The sequence below is a fragment of the Bordetella genomosp. 7 genome (genome assembly GCF_002261415.1).
GTDB lineage: Bacteria > Pseudomonadota > Gammaproteobacteria > Burkholderiales > Burkholderiaceae_B > Bordetella_A.
In genome coordinates this window covers 34,558-48,050 of record NZ_NEVI01000004.1, presented here as the reverse complement: position 1 = coordinate 48,050, position 13,493 = coordinate 34,558, and the positions used below count along the sequence as shown (strand labels likewise).

Below are 13,493 nucleotides of genomic sequence, written 5' to 3'. Positions count from 1 at the left end.
ACATGGATTACGCCACCATCAAGAACTGGCGGTTCGACGATGTCCGCCATCGCTACGACGAGAAAGACACCATGCTCTATGCCCTGGGCATCGGACTGGGGCAAGACCCGCTGGACGCAGGGCAGCTGCGCTACGTCTACGAGAAGGACTTGCAGTGCTTTCCCACCCAGGCCACGGTGCTGGGCTACCCCGGCTTCTGGATGAGCGACCCGCGCGCGGGCATCGACTGGGTGCGGCTGGTGCACGGCGAACAGCGCCTGACGATGCACGCCCCGCTGCCGGCCAGCGGCACGGTAATAGGCAAGAGCCGCGTCACACACGTCATCGACAAGGGGGCGGACAAGGGCGCGCTGGTCATTACCGAACGCACGCTGCACGACGAGGCCGGCGCGCACCTGGCCACGCTGCAGCAAACCACCTTCTGCCGGGGCGACGGCGGCTTCGGAAACGGCGATGCGAGCCCGCCCGCCCTGCCTGCCGCGCCCACACGCGCGCCCGACCGCAGCTGCACGCTGGCCGCGGCGCCCAACGCCGCCCTGCTGTATCGCCTGAGCGCCGATCGCAATCCGCTGCATGCCGACCCCGACGTGGCGCGCGACGCGGGTTATCCGCAGCCCATCCTGCATGGCCTGTGCACCTACGGCATGGCTGCCCACGCCATCGTGAAAACCTGGTGCGACTACGACGCCGCGCGGCTCACCAGCCTGAATGCGCGGTTTTCGGCGCCGGTGTACCCCGGCGAGACGCTGCAGGTCGACATGTGGCGCGGCGAGTCCGCCGGGCTGCAATTCATCGTACGGGCCGCCGCGCGAGACGTCGTGGTCATGAGCCACGGCACGGCCACCATTACCCCTTGACTGCGCCGCCGCGCAAAGAGCAGGCTACCCATGGCTACACGACCCCCACCGCTGGATGGCATCCGCGTGCTCGACCTGAGCCGCATCCTGGCCGGCCCCTGGTGCACCCAGAACCTGGCGGACCTGGGCGCCGACGTCATCAAAGTGGAACGTCCGGGCACAGGCGACGACACGCGCCACTGGGGCCCGCCCTACCTGAAAGACCCGCAAGGCCACGACACGGCGGAAGCTGCCTACTACCTGAGCGCCAATCGCAACAAGCGCTCGCTGGAGGCCGACATCGCCACGCCGGCCGGCGCCGGCCTGGTACGCGACCTGGTGGCGCACTGCGACATTCTGGTCGAGAACTTCAAGGTGGGCGGCCTGCGCAAGTACGGGCTGGATTACGAAAGCCTGCGCACGATCAACCCGCGGCTCATATATTGTTCGGTTACGGGATTCGGCCAGGACGGCCCCTGCGCGCACCTGCCGGGCTACGACTTCATGATCCAAGGCCTGGGCGGGCTGATGAGCATTACCGGCGAACGCGACGACCTGCCGGGCGGCGGCCCGCAGAAAGCCGGCGTGGCGGTCACGGACATCATTACCGGCATGTATGCCAGCGTGGCGATTCTTGCTGCGCTGCAAGAGCGGCACCGCAGCGGGCTGGGCCAGCACCTGGATATCGCCCTGTTCGACTGCCACGTGGCGATGTTGGCCAACCAGAATTCCAACTATTTCACGTCGGGCGTGGCGCCCGCCCGGGCGGGCAACGCCCACCAGAACGTCGTGCCCTACCAGGTGTTCGCGGCCAGCGACGGGCACCTGATCGTGGCCACCGGCAACGAATCGCAATACCGCGCCTACTGCAATGCGATCGGCGCGCCCGAGTTGGGCGACGACCCCCGTTTTGCGACCAACAAGCTGCGCGTCACCCACCGCGACGAACTTGTTCCGCTGCTTGCCGGCATCATGAAGCAGGGTCGGCGCGACGACTGGATCGCCAGGCTGGAAGCCGCCGGCGTGCCATGCGGCCCGATCAACAACATCGCCCAGGCATTCGCCCACCCGCAGGCCCAGGCGCGCCAGCTGCGCCGCGAAATGCCGCACCCCCTGGGCGGCACCGCCAGCGTCACGGCCAGCCCGCTGCGCTTTTCCGCCTCGCCCGTCGTCTATCGCAGCGCGCCGCCGTTGCTGGGGCAACACACCGCCGAGATCCTGCGCGACGTGCTGGGCAGAGCCGCAGGCCAGACCAATGGCGCGGGAGGGAAAACCCGCAGTTAAGCAAATCCGAATAGGTCGCATCATGGAGTGTCGCTAGCATTTTTGAAGCCGCCGGCCGGGCGCCTGCTTGCCGCTGCGGCGCACAATAACCACGACAACGTGTGGAGACATCAATGAAAAAGCTGCTCGCCGGACTGGCTCTGTGCCAAGGCCTTACCCTGTCCTCGTTGGGCCACGCAACCGATCTTGCCATCGGCGCCCTGTTCCCCCTGAGCGGCAGCAATGCCGAGTACGGGCAGATCTTCAGTTCCGGGGCCAACCTGGCCGTCGAGCACATCAACGCCGACAAGATGCTGTCGGGCAAGCTTTCCATCGTGTACGAAGACAGCCAGGCGCTACCCATGCAGGGCGTGATCGGCATGAACAAGCTGGTCAACGTGACCAAGGTGCCGTTCGTGCTGAGCGCGTTCACCGGCGTATCCAAAGCCATCGCGCCCATCGGCACGCGTTCGAAGACGGTGATGGTCAACGGCGGCGGCGTGGGCCCCGACCTGGCGGAGCTGGGCGATTACTTCTGGAACACGATCCCGCTGGTGGACTTCGAAGTGCGGGCCGTCGTGCCCTACCTGGTCAAGGAACGCGGCCTCAAGCGCGTCGCGCTGGTATACGTGGACGACCCCCTGGGCCAGTCGGTGGTGAAAGAACTCCAGGAAGAACTGGGCAAGGTGGGAGGCGAACTGGTGGGCAGCTTCTCGGTGCCCGCCACGGCGCAGCAATTTTCAGGCGTGGCGGCCCGCGTGCGCGACGTCAAGCCCGACGCCGTCTACATTGCCTCGTACGGCAGCCAGCAAGGGCAGATCGTGAAGCAGTTGCGCGACAACGGCGTGTCGCAGCAGATCGCCAGCTATTCGGCGTTCGCCATCCCGTCGACGCTGTCGCTTCCCGAAGCAAAGGGGGCGATCTTCACCAGCCAGAAGGTCGACTGGGAAAAGGCCGACGACATCACCAAGCGCATGCTGCAAGACTACAAGAAACAGCATGGCAAAGAGCCCAATATGTACGTGCTGAACTACTACAACGCCGTACGTACTTTCGGTGTGCTGGCCGCGGCGCTGGAAAAGGCCGGCAAGCCCGTCACCGGCGAAAACCTGCTGGCGCAGCGCAAGGCCACCAAAACCTTCGACTTCGTGGGGGCCACCGTATCGTTCGCCGATAACGGCACCATCCAGGCGCCCATACAGATCAACGAAATCGGCGAAGGCGGCGCCAAGCCCATTGCCGACGCCGCCCAATAAGCGCCCGGCCCGGCCATGCTGTTCATCCAGCTGTTCATCAACGGCATACAGACGGGCGCGCTGTACGCGCTGATCGCCGCCGGTTTCTCGCTGATTTTCGGCACCACGCGGGTCTTCCACGTGGCCCACGGCGCCACGTTCACGCTTGCCGGCTTCGTGTTCTATGAGCTGTATACGGTGCTGGGGTGGGCCTGGCCGCTGGCGGCCACTGGCGCGGCGCTGGCGGCCGCCGCATTCGGCGTGCTGGTCGACCGCTATGTGTATTCGGTGATCCAGCGCCACGAGGCCGCATTCTTCACCGTGTTCGTGGCCTCGTTCGGCATTGCCATCGTCGTGCAGAACCTGATTGCCATCGGCTTCGGCCGCGGGCTGGTCACCGTGCCCACGCCCCTGAGCAAGAGCCTGGAAGTACTGCCCGGCCTGTACGTCGCGCCCATGGCGGCGGTGGCCGTGCTGTGCGCCATCCTGGCCTTCGGCGCCCTGCACTGGCTGCTGACGCACACCAACCTGGGCCTGGCGCTGCGCGCGCTGGGCGAAAACCCCGAACTGGTGCGCGTCTACGGGCTCACGCCGCGCAGCCTGTCGCAGTATGTGTTCCTGATCGGCTCGCTGCTGGCCGTGCCTGCCGCCATCCTGACGGCGACGACCTCGGGCCTGAATCCGTCGATGGGACACCACATCATGCTGATCAGCATCGCCGCCACGATCGTCGGCGGCGTGGGCAGCCTGCGCGGCGCGGCCGTCGCAGGCCTGCTGCTGGGCATGGCCGAGAACCTGTCGCTGGCCTGGATCGATCCGCAATGGAGCGAGGCAGTCACATTCGTGGTGCTGTTCCTGTTCATCCTGTTCCGACCCGGTGGCGTGTATGGGCGCGCAATCACGTCCTAGGCACGTCAACAAGGCAACCCCATGCTGGCATATCTGCTGAACATCGCCGTGCTCTTCTGCGTGAACGCCATGCTGGCGGTGACGCTGAACTTCATCATGGGCTACGCGGGCATTTTCTCGCTGGCCCATGCCATTTTCTTTGGCGTGGGCGCCTACACCGCCGCGAACATCGCCATGCATTTCAGCGATTCCCTGCTGCTGTGCATAGGCGCGGCAATGCTGGTGTCGGGCGCATTGTCCATGGTGCTGGCCCTGCCCGCCCTGCGCGTGCGCGGCGAGTACTTCGTGGCGGCCTCGCTCGGGCTGCAAGTCATCGGCGTGACCATTTTTTCGGAATGGAAAGGCGTCACCGGCGGACTGGGCGGGCTGGTGGGCATACCGCCGCCGACACTTTTCGGCTACACGCTCGCCACGCCCGCGGCGTTCCTGTGCCTGGCCGTGGCGGGCCTGGCGGCCGTACTGCTGATCACCACGGCGCTGTTGCGGGGCAGTTTCGGGCGCAGCCTGATGGCCATCCGCGACAGCGAATCTGCCGCGCAGGCCGCCGGCAAGTGGGTGGCCGCCATCAAGACCCTGTCGGTCGCAGTGTCGGCGGGGCTGGCGGCCGTGGCGGGCGCCATCTATGCGTTCTACATGAGCTTCATCAACGTCGAGGGCTTCATGCTGGAGACCTCCATCCTGCTGATGGCCATGGTCATCATCGGCGGCACCGGCACCGTCGCCGGCCCCATCATCGGCGCGGCGCTGCTGATGCTGCTGCCTGCCGCGCTGACCTACCTGCCCTTCCTGCCGCCGTCTGAACTGGGCACTGTGCAGCAGATTGTCTACGGCGCCACCATGGTGCTGCTGATGATGTTCCGCCCCGGCGGCCTGGTGGGCGGCCGCCGCATGGAGGGCAAGGCATGAGCGCGGCGCCGCACGTATCCCAGGCCGCGGGCGCGGCAGCCCCCGACGCCGCCGCGCCGGTGCTGCTGCGCATGCAGGGCGTGTCCAAGCGGTTCGGCGGCCTGCAGGCCCTGACCGACGTCACCCTGGACTTGCCGGCCGGAATGATCACCACGCTGGTGGGCCCGAACGGCGCGGGCAAGACGACGCTCTTCAATGTCATTACCGGCCATCTGCCGCCCACCGCCGGCACCGTGCACCTGCACGGCAGGCCGCTGGCCGGCATGGCGCCCTGGCAGATTGCGCGGCGCGGCGTCGGTCGCACCTTCCAGGACTTGCGGCTGTTTACCCACATGAGCGTGCAGGAAAACGTGGCCACGGTCACCGAGCGCGGCAGCTGGCTGTGGCAACGCCGCACCGATCCGGCCCGCATACAGGCCGTGCTGCAGGACGCCGGCCTGTGGGACAAGCGGCATGAGCGCGCGGCCGACCTTGCCTATGCCGAGCGCAAATTTCTGAGCCTGGCGCGCATCATGGCCAGCGACGCCTCGCTATGGCTGCTGGACGAACCCGCATCCGGGCTGGACCCCCGCTCTTTCGACCGCTTCGTGGCGCTGCTGCGCGACTATGCCTCGCGCGGCATCACCATCTGCATCATCGAACACAACCTGGACCTCGTCACCCAACTGTCCGACCGGGTGGCGTTCCTGGATCAGGGCAAGCTGCTGGCCTGCGGCGATCCGGGCGACATTCTCACCGACCCGGACCTGGCCGCCATCTACTTCGGAGAACGCACATGAGCGCCGCCACGCCCCCGGTGCTGGAAGCGCGCGGCCTGCGCGCCGGCTATGGCGAACGTCCCGTGCTCGACGGCCTGGACATGCGGCTCGACGCCAACGAAGTGCTCTGCCTGATCGGCCACAATGGCGCCGGCAAGTCGACCCTGCTGAAAGCGCTGTTCGGCCTGATCGTTCCCGAAGGCGGCAGCGTGCTGCTGGACGGCCAGCCTGTCTCGCGACCGGATCCGCGCCGGCTGGCCGCCGCCGGCATCTCGATGGTGCCGGAAGGCCGCGGGATCTTCCCCGGCCTGACGGTGGCCGAGACCATGCGCCTGGGCCTGTGGTCTGCCGGCGTACCCAAGGCGGACCACGCCGAACGCCTGGAATGGGTCATGCAGGTACTGCCCGCGCTGCGAAATTTTTACGGGCAACGCGCCGGCACCCTGTCGGGCGGGCAACAGCAGATGGTGTCGCTGGCCCGCGCGCTGCTCAGCCAGCCCCGCTGCCTGCTGCTGGACGAGCCTTCCATCGGCCTGGCCCCCAAACTGTTCCAGGACCTGATGGGGCCCATTCGCGCGCTGCAGCAACAGCGCGGCATGTCGATCCTGATCGTGGAACAGAATGTGCGCGAGGCGCTCAAGATCGCCGATCGCGTCATCGTGATGAAATCCGGCGCACTGATCCGCAGCGGCGTGCCGGCCGATTTCGCCAACAATGCGGAATTGATGGAGCTGTACTGATGCAGGCCGATGCCGCGCCAGCGGCCGCCGCCCTGGCGGATCTGTATGAGACACACCTGCGGATGCGGCCCGACGAAGTCGCACTCATCGACGAGACCGGCCCGCTGACTTACCGCGCATTCGACGCGCTGGTCGCCCGCACTGCGCAATGGCTGGCCGCGCAAGGCATCGCGGCCGGCGACAGGGTGGCCGTGTGGCTGCCCAACCGCCGCGAATGGCTGGCGCTGCTGTTTGCGCTGGACCGGCTGGGGGGCACGCTGGTGGCGGTCAACACGCGCTATCGCAGCGGCGAGCTCGAATACATCCTGGGCCGCTCGCGCGCGCGCATGCTTGTCATGCAACCGTCATTCCGCAAGATCGATTTCCCGGCAGTGCTGGCCGGCGTAGACACCGGCAAGCTGCCCGAGCTTCGCAGCGTGGCCGTCCTTGATGCCGGCGGCGACACCCCCGTATCCGTGCTGGGGTTGCCCACCGTAGCGTGCCGGCTCGACGCACAGACGCACGCCATGCCGCCCGCGGCTGCGCGCGAGCCCATGCGTCCCGTGATTCTGTTCACCACGTCGGGCACCACCCGCGGGCCCAAGCTTGTCATGCACAGTGCCGCCACGCTGCTGGCCCACAACGTCGCCGTTGCCGCCGCCTACGAGCTGGGCGCGCCCGGCGCGCGCCTGCTGGCGGCGCTGCCGCTGTGCGGCGTGTTCGGCCTGAACGGGGTGCTGGCCGCCCTGCACGCCGGCGCGGCCATCGTGATGATGGACCTGTTCGACGCGCCCCGCGCTGCGAACCTGCTGCGCGATGAGCGCATCACGCACACCTTCGGCAGCGACGAAATGATGCGCCGCATCGCCGAAGCTCTACCCGACGAACGCCCGTTTCCGCACGCGCGCGTGATCGGCTTTGCCAGCTTCAGCCCCGGCGCCGCCGAACTGGTCGAATCCCTGCAGCAACGCGGAATGCCGCTGCGCGGCCTGTACGGGTCCAGCGAGGTGCAGGCCCTGTTTGCCTTGCAGGCGGCGCACCTGCCGGTGGCCGAACGGGCGCTGGGCGGCGGCATGCCGGCGGCGCGCGACGCGCAAGTCCGGGTGCGCGACCCGGCCACGAGCGAACTATGCGCCGCCGGCGTGCAGGGCGAAATCGAAATCCGCGCGCCCGGCAATTTCATCGGCTACCTGGACAACCCGGAAGCGACCGCCGCGGCCCTGACGCCGGACGGCTACTTCCGCACCGGCGACCTGGGCTACCTGCGCCCTGACGGCAGCTTCGTCTATCTGGCGCGCATGGGAGACGCATTGCGCCTGGGCGGTTTCCTGGTAGACCCCGCCGAGATCGAACACGCGCTGGCCAGCCAGCCCGGCGTACAGAACGCGCAGGTGGTGGGCATCACGCTGGACGGCCAGCCGCGGGCGGCGGCATTCGTCATCGCGCAGGCGGACACAAACCCCGAGGCCTTGCTGGCCCCCCTGCGCGCCACGCTCGCGCCGTTCAAGGTGCCGGCCCGGCTTTGGCTGGTAGATGAGTTCCCCATGGCCGCCAGCGCCAACGGGTTCAAGATCCAGCGGGTGCGCCTGCGCCAGATGGCCGAAGAACGCCTGCGACAGGAAACGCCGGCCTGACGCCCGGCCAGAACCGCTACGCCATGACAGACCATTCGCTGTACTACGAAGACTTTCAGCCCGGCCAGAGCTTCCAGAGCGGGGGCCGCACCATCACCGAGGCCGACCTGACGATGTTCTCGATGATTTCGGGCGACTGGAACCCCATCCACGCCGACGCCGTGTACGCCGCCGGCACCAAGGCGGGCCAGCGGCTGGTGCACGGCGCCCTGGGCATCGCCATCGCCACGGGCATGATGCACGAGCTGGGCATCTTCCACCGATCGGTCGTGGCCATGCTGTCGCTGCGTGAATGGAAATTCCTGAAACCCATTCTGGTGGGCGATACGCTGCACCTGGTGCTGGACATCCTGGCCGTCAACCCCGGCGCCAGCGCCCGCGTCGGCGCCATCGACCGCCGCCTGCGACTGATCAACCAGCGCGGCGAAACCGCGCAGGACGGCAGCAGCGAGGTCCTGGTGCTGAAACGCCAGGGGCTGGGCGGATAGCGAAGCGGCACGGGCCCGCCACGGCGGCCGGCGCGTGGCGTATGCTTAGCCGCTATGTGCCCACCAACGACCTCCGCGCGCCTGGAAGGCGTGCTGCGCAGCGTGAAGCGGCGCTTCCGCCTGCCGCACGCTATGCAGCCGCCGGCGGCGCGGCAGCATGCCCCGCCTTCGACGGCGTTGGCCGCCATCATCGAAAACGCCCGTCTTGCCGTTGAAGCGGGTGCGCCGCCCGACGACGATCTGCAGCGCGGCTTCGTTGCCGCGCTGGCCAGGCTGATAGATGAAGCCATGGGCGATGCGCCGGGCGACGCCGCATACCAGGCCCTGGTGCTGCGCCACATCGCCGCACCCGTACGGGAGTACGCGTCGCTGCAGGCGCGGGCGCGGCGCGACCGGCGAGCGATACGCATCGCGGCAGATGCGGTGGCACACCCGGCGCGCCTGGCGCGCATGGCGCACACGCCCTTGCGCGACGCGCTGGCCGCCCTGCACGCCGCGCCAACATGGACGCAGTTGGCCGACATGGCTCGCGCCGTACGCGCCATGCCCGCCAGTTCGATGCATCCGCATATCTCGCAAGCGCTCGGCCGCCTGCTGGACGACCCTGCGCTGGCGCGGCTGTGCCGCATGGAGTCTCTGCAAGCCGCCCCCCAGGTACAGCGATACCGGCAGCTTTGGGACCAGAACGGGCCCGCCCAAGGCAGCGCCGCGGCCGCGGCCCAGGGCGCGGCCTCGCGCCAACGTGGCGACGAGGTCGAAGCGTTGGCCGCCCGCGCACTGCAGGCGCTGGCCGATCTGTTGAATCGCGATGAGAACGCATACCGCGTCGTGACCTCGATGCGCGTGCCCGCCTCGATGCCTGCCAGCGCCCGCCGCGCCAAGAGCGAATGGGACGCGGTGTTGCTGCGCGGCGCGCCGCACGCCGATTCGGCGTGGGACATATGTGTGCTGGTGGAGGCCAAGGCGTCGGCAGACGCCGCGGCCACGGACCTGCCGCGGCTGTTGCGCGGCCTGCGCCTGATGGCCGAAGCCCGCCCCGACACGACCTATACCTTCGCCACCCGCCAAGGAACGATGGCTTTGCGCGGCAGCTCGCTTGCCGCATTACCCACCGGCATCGAGACTCTGGCCGCAACCGTGCTGTATTGCTGCAACGCCCCCGCCGACGCCGGCGCGCGCCTGCTGAGCGCGGCCAGCCGCATGCAATTATTGTCCGCGCCCGCCAGCCTGGACTACGCAGGCCGCCTGGCCCAGGGCCAGCCAGTCGAGGCCAGCGCCCTGGAACCGGTCTGGCGCCTGTTGCTGCACACGCCGGCATGGCGCTGCGTATTGCACCAGTATCCATTGCTGCGGCAGGCCCGCGATTTGATGGTGCACCCCGAAGACCTTCTTGCCGCCATAGCGCGGGCCGCCTAGCGCCGCGCGGCCGTCACGCAGGGCATGGTGTCAGGCACCCTGAGGGATCACGCACGGGATGGTGTCAGACACCCTGCGGGAGTCTGACACCGAACACGGCGTTCGGCCATTTCCAGGTGCTCCAGGTGTCTGACACCCGCAGGGTGTCTGACACCAAAACGTCAGCACTACATCTTCTCGCCCGGAAGCTTGCTGGCCTGACGCACCCAGTTCATGAACTGCTTTTCATCCAGCGCCTCACCCTCGTGTATGTGGAAATAGCGCGTCTCGGCCATGCGCGATTCGACGGGCGGCGCCGGATCCAGCGACGCGCCGCGAAAGAACGCCACCTTGATGTACTTGTTGAAGCAATGGATGCTCAGGAACCATCCCTGCCCTTCCATGCCATACAACGGCGAATTCCACTTCACTGCCTTGCTGACCTTGGGCGCCGCGCGCACGATAAGCTCGTCCAGGCGACGGCCCACCGCGCTCTTCCAGCCCGGCATCGCGGCGATATAGGCTTGGACCGGCTCATCCCCGTAGCCTTTGGGAATCTGCGGGTTGCCGCCGGACAAGAGCTTGGGCGGCTTGCCGGGTTTCGCCGCCCCGGATGCGCGCGAAGACGTTTTGTCTGCCATGTGATCATCCCCATCAAGAAGGGCACAAGGCATCCGGCCTGGACGCGCCGATGCGCCGGCCGAAAACCCATATGGCATGGTAGGGCATATGGCCGCTCGCGGCCAAGCCGATGCGGCATGGCGCCCCATTGTGCGCGATTTCGCCAGATCGGGCTCGTTCGCACTCAACAAAAAAAACGGGCGCCCATCAAGGGCGCCCGCCAATCCCGCCATCAAGCCATCAGGCCACGGCAACCGGGATCTTGCCGATTCGTGCCTGCCATTCCTGCGGCCCGGTCGTATGCACCGACGTGCCTTCCGAATCGACGGCCACCGTCACCGGCATGTCTTTCACGTCGAACTCATAGATGGCTTCCATGCCCAGGTCTTCGAAGGCCAGCACGCGCGCTTCGCGGATGGCCTTGGAAACCAGGTAAGCCGCGCCGCCCACTGCCATCAGGTAGGCCGACTTGTGCTTGCGGATCGCCTCGATGGCCACCGGCCCGCGCTCGGACTTGCCGATCATGGCGATCAGGCCCGTCTGGGCCAGCATCATGTCGGTGAACTTGTCCATGCGCGTTGCCGTGGTCGGGCCGGCGGGGCCCACCACCTCGTCGCGCACCGGATCCACCGGCCCCACGTAATAGATGACGCGGTTCGTGAAGTCCACCGGCAGGGGCTCGCCCTTGGCCAACATGTCCTGGATGCGCTTGTGGGCGGCGTCGCGGCCGGTCAGCATCTTGCCCGACAGCAGCAGCGTCTGGCCCGGCTTCCAGCTGGCAACCTCGGCAGGCGTCAGGGTGTCCAGGTTCACCTGCCTGGACTTGTTGTAGTCGGGCGCCCAGTGCACTTCGGGCCATTCCGACAGCGACGGCGGATCCAGCTGCGCGACGCCCGAACCGTCGAGCACGAAGTGCGCGTGGCGCGTGGCCGCGCAGTTCGGGATCATGGCCACCGGCTTGGACGCCGCATGCGTGGGGAATGTATTGATCTTGACGTCAAGCACAGTGGTAAGGCCGCCCAGGCCCTGGGCGCCTATGCCCAGCGCATTCACCTTCTCGTAGAGTTCGATGCGCAATTCTTCGAGCTTGTTCTGCGGGCCGCGGGCCAGCAGCTCGTACATGTCGATGTCTTCCATCAGCGACTGCTTGGCCATCAGCATGGCCTTTTCAGCCGTGCCGCCCACGCCGATGCCCAGCATGCCCGGCGGGCACCAGCCGGCGCCCATGGTGGGCACGGTTTTCAGCACCCAGTCGACCAGCGAGTCGCTGGGGTTGAGCATGGCGAACTTCGATTTGTTCTCCGAGCCGCCGCCCTTGGAAGCGATCTGCACGTCGACCTTGTCGCCCGGCACGAGCTCGACGTGCAGGATACAGGGCGTGTTGTCGCGCGTGTTCTTGCGCGCAAAGATGGGGTCGTCGAGCACTGAAGCGCGCAACGGGTTGTCGGAATTGGTGTAGCCGCGCCGCACGCCCTCGTCGCAGAGTTCCTGCAAGGTGCGGCGCGTATCGAAGCGCACGTCCATGCCCACTTTCAGGAACACGTTCACGATGCCCGTGTCCTGGCACAGCGGGCGCTTGCCTTCGGCGCACATGCGCGAGTTGGTCAGGATCTGCGCCATCGCGTCGCGCGCCGCCGGGCTTTCTTCGCGCTCGTAGGCGCGCGCCAGATGACGGATGTAATCGACGGGATGGTAGTAGCTGATGAACTGGATGCCATCGGCAATAGACTGGATGAAGTCTTCTTCTTTAATGAGGACGGACATGACGATAAGGGCGGGATCAAAAAAGTAAAGGAAAGGCGCAGCGGCGCAAGGCCGGCGGGCGGCCAGGCCGCCCGCGACAAACGTCTTATTTTATGGCCGCTGCGCGTAGCGTTATTTGCCCTGCCACACGGGCTTGCGTTTTTCGGCAAAGGCCGTGGCGCCTTCCTTGGCGTCGGCAGACTCGAAAATGTGCGCGATCAGCGGACGCTGGCGGTCGAACATGCCGTCCTGCTCCCAGTCGGTGGCCTGCGACACGATGCTCTTGGCGGTCTGCACGGCCAGGGGGCCGTTTTCGACGATGACCCGGGCCAGCTCCAGCGCGCCTTCCAGCGCCTTGCCGGGTTCGGTCAGGCGGTTTACCAGGCCATACCCATGGGCGCGTTCGGCACTGAACATATCGCCCGTCAGGATGATTTCCATGGCGATGTGGTACGGCAGACGGCGCGGCAGGCGCAGCATGCCGCCGGACCCGGCCACCAGGCCGCGCTTGACTTCGGGCAGGCCGAATTTGGCATTATTGGCCGCGACGATCAGGTCTGCGGCCAGCGCCATTTCGCAGCCGCCCGCCAGCGCGTAGCCTTCTACCGCCGCGATCAGCGGCTTGCGCGGCGGACGCTCGTTCAGGCCCGCAAAGCCACGGCCTTCAACCAGCGGACGCTGGCGGCTCTGCGCAAACGCCTTCAGATCCATGCCCGACGAAAACGTGCCGCCCGCGCCGGTCAGGATGCCGATGCGGATGTCGTCGCGGCTGTCCAGTTGATCGAGCGCGGCCGCCATGGCTTGCGCCGTTTCCAGGTTGATGGCGTTCTTGGCTTCGGGACGGTTGATGGTAATGATCTGGATACCGTCGACCACTTCCACCTTGATCAGCTCGGACATGCAGGGCTCCTGGCGGGCATGGGTACCCGCGGTTATGTATAAGAGTGGGGGATGCCTAATCATACGACCATCCGCGACAGGTGGCG

13 protein-coding genes are annotated in these 13,493 nt (G+C 67.2%); 10 read left to right on the top strand and 3 right to left on the bottom strand.

Annotated features, from left to right (window positions below; all coding sequences use genetic code 11):
• Positions 1 to 2 precede the first annotated feature (2 nt).
• The 10 genes from CAL18_RS02610 (at position 3) to CAL18_RS02565 (ending at position 10,164) form a co-directional block, all read left to right on the top strand.
• Complete coding sequence (locus CAL18_RS02610; RefSeq protein ID WP_094795988.1) at positions 3 to 857, top strand: MaoC/PaaZ C-terminal domain-containing protein; 855 nt, start codon at positions 3 to 5, stop codon at positions 855 to 857.
• A 30-nt stretch (positions 858 to 887) separates the two neighbouring features.
• On the top strand, positions 888 to 2,120 hold the full coding sequence (locus CAL18_RS02605; protein WP_094817276.1) for a CaiB/BaiF CoA transferase family protein: 1,233 nt from the start codon (positions 888 to 890) through the stop codon (positions 2,118 to 2,120).
• 113 nt (positions 2,121 to 2,233) lie between these two features.
• Positions 2,234 to 3,355 (top strand): ABC transporter substrate-binding protein, encoded by a 1,122-nt coding sequence (locus tag CAL18_RS02600; RefSeq protein WP_094795986.1) that lies wholly within the window; start codon positions 2,234 to 2,236, stop codon positions 3,353 to 3,355.
• A gap of 15 nt (positions 3,356 to 3,370) precedes the next feature.
• Entirely contained in the window at positions 3,371 to 4,243 is an 873-nt protein-coding gene (locus CAL18_RS02595; protein WP_026640959.1) for a branched-chain amino acid ABC transporter permease, read from the top strand.
• A gap of 21 nt (positions 4,244 to 4,264) precedes the next feature.
• Positions 4,265 to 5,149 carry a branched-chain amino acid ABC transporter permease gene (locus CAL18_RS02590; protein ID WP_026640960.1) on the top strand — a complete coding sequence of 295 codons (885 nt, stop codon included), beginning with the start codon at positions 4,265 to 4,267 and terminating at the stop codon, positions 5,147 to 5,149.
• The gene (locus CAL18_RS02585) at positions 5,146 to 5,928 is read left to right on the top strand and encodes an ABC transporter ATP-binding protein (RefSeq protein ID WP_026640961.1); all 783 of its coding nucleotides are present in this window, start codon (positions 5,146 to 5,148) and stop codon (positions 5,926 to 5,928) included. Before CAL18_RS02590 ends, CAL18_RS02585 begins: the two co-directional genes overlap by 4 nt.
• Entirely contained in the window at positions 5,925 to 6,647 is a 723-nt protein-coding gene (locus CAL18_RS02580; protein ID WP_026640962.1) for an ABC transporter ATP-binding protein, read from the top strand. The genes CAL18_RS02585 and CAL18_RS02580 overlap by 4 nt, the downstream gene beginning before the upstream one ends.
• Entirely contained in the window at positions 6,647 to 8,260 is a 1,614-nt protein-coding gene (locus tag CAL18_RS02575) for an AMP-binding protein (protein WP_094817275.1), read from the top strand. The genes CAL18_RS02580 and CAL18_RS02575 overlap by 1 nt, the downstream gene beginning before the upstream one ends.
• A gap of 23 nt (positions 8,261 to 8,283) precedes the next feature.
• Positions 8,284 to 8,748, top strand: a complete 465-nt coding sequence (locus CAL18_RS02570) for a MaoC/PaaZ C-terminal domain-containing protein (RefSeq protein ID WP_026640964.1) — start codon at positions 8,284 to 8,286, stop codon at positions 8,746 to 8,748.
• Between the two features lie 54 nt (positions 8,749 to 8,802).
• Positions 8,803 to 10,164, top strand: a complete 1,362-nt coding sequence (locus tag CAL18_RS02565; RefSeq protein WP_094795983.1) for a 3-deoxy-D-arabino-heptulosonate 7-phosphate synthase — start codon at positions 8,803 to 8,805, stop codon at positions 10,162 to 10,164.
• 167 nt (positions 10,165 to 10,331) lie between these two features.
• Here CAL18_RS02565 and CAL18_RS02560 read toward each other — a convergent pair whose 3' ends face one another.
• The 3 genes from CAL18_RS02560 to CAL18_RS02550 all read right to left on the bottom strand — a co-directional run bounded on the left by CAL18_RS02560 (position 10,332) and on the right by CAL18_RS02550 (position 13,407).
• Positions 10,332 to 10,784 (bottom strand): DUF1801 domain-containing protein, encoded by a 453-nt coding sequence (locus tag CAL18_RS02560; RefSeq protein WP_026640966.1) that lies wholly within the window; start codon positions 10,782 to 10,784, stop codon positions 10,332 to 10,334.
• Between the two features lie 220 nt (positions 10,785 to 11,004).
• Positions 11,005 to 12,528: a fumarate hydratase gene (locus CAL18_RS02555; protein ID WP_026640967.1), complete on the bottom strand. Its 1,524-nt coding sequence runs from the start codon at positions 12,526 to 12,528 to the stop codon at positions 11,005 to 11,007.
• Positions 12,529 to 12,639: 111 nt separating this feature from the next.
• Positions 12,640 to 13,407 (bottom strand): crotonase/enoyl-CoA hydratase family protein, encoded by a 768-nt coding sequence (locus CAL18_RS02550; RefSeq protein ID WP_026640968.1) that lies wholly within the window; start codon positions 13,405 to 13,407, stop codon positions 12,640 to 12,642.
• Between the last annotated feature and the right edge of the window lie 86 nt (positions 13,408 to 13,493).

Bases quoted from the DNA above. Each gene is read 5' to 3' on its own strand.
- CAL18_RS02585 (WP_026640961.1), top strand. From the start codon at position 5,146: ATGAGCGCGGCGCCGCACGTATCCCAGGCCGCGGGCGCGGCAGCCCCC.
- CAL18_RS02590 (WP_026640960.1), top strand. From the start codon at position 4,265: ATGCTGGCATATCTGCTGAACATCGCCGTGCTCTTCTGCGTGAACGCC.
- CAL18_RS02565 (WP_094795983.1), top strand. From the start codon at position 8,803: ATGTGCCCACCAACGACCTCCGCGCGCCTGGAAGGCGTGCTGCGCAGC.
- CAL18_RS02555 (WP_026640967.1), bottom strand. From the start codon at position 12,528: ATGTCCGTCCTCATTAAAGAAGAAGACTTCATCCAGTCTATTGCCGAT.
- CAL18_RS02605 (WP_094817276.1), top strand. From the start codon at position 888: ATGGCTACACGACCCCCACCGCTGGATGGCATCCGCGTGCTCGACCTG.
- CAL18_RS02610 (WP_094795988.1), top strand. From the start codon at position 3: ATGGATTACGCCACCATCAAGAACTGGCGGTTCGACGATGTCCGCCAT.
- CAL18_RS02560 (WP_026640966.1), bottom strand. From the start codon at position 10,784: ATGGCAGACAAAACGTCTTCGCGCGCATCCGGGGCGGCGAAACCCGGC.
- CAL18_RS02600 (WP_094795986.1), top strand. From the start codon at position 2,234: ATGAAAAAGCTGCTCGCCGGACTGGCTCTGTGCCAAGGCCTTACCCTG.
- CAL18_RS02570 (WP_026640964.1), top strand. From the start codon at position 8,284: ATGACAGACCATTCGCTGTACTACGAAGACTTTCAGCCCGGCCAGAGC.
- CAL18_RS02595 (WP_026640959.1), top strand. From the start codon at position 3,371: ATGCTGTTCATCCAGCTGTTCATCAACGGCATACAGACGGGCGCGCTG.
- CAL18_RS02580 (WP_026640962.1), top strand. From the start codon at position 5,925: ATGAGCGCCGCCACGCCCCCGGTGCTGGAAGCGCGCGGCCTGCGCGCC.
- CAL18_RS02550 (WP_026640968.1), bottom strand. From the start codon at position 13,407: ATGTCCGAGCTGATCAAGGTGGAAGTGGTCGACGGTATCCAGATCATT.
- CAL18_RS02575 (WP_094817275.1), top strand. From the start codon at position 6,647: ATGCAGGCCGATGCCGCGCCAGCGGCCGCCGCCCTGGCGGATCTGTAT.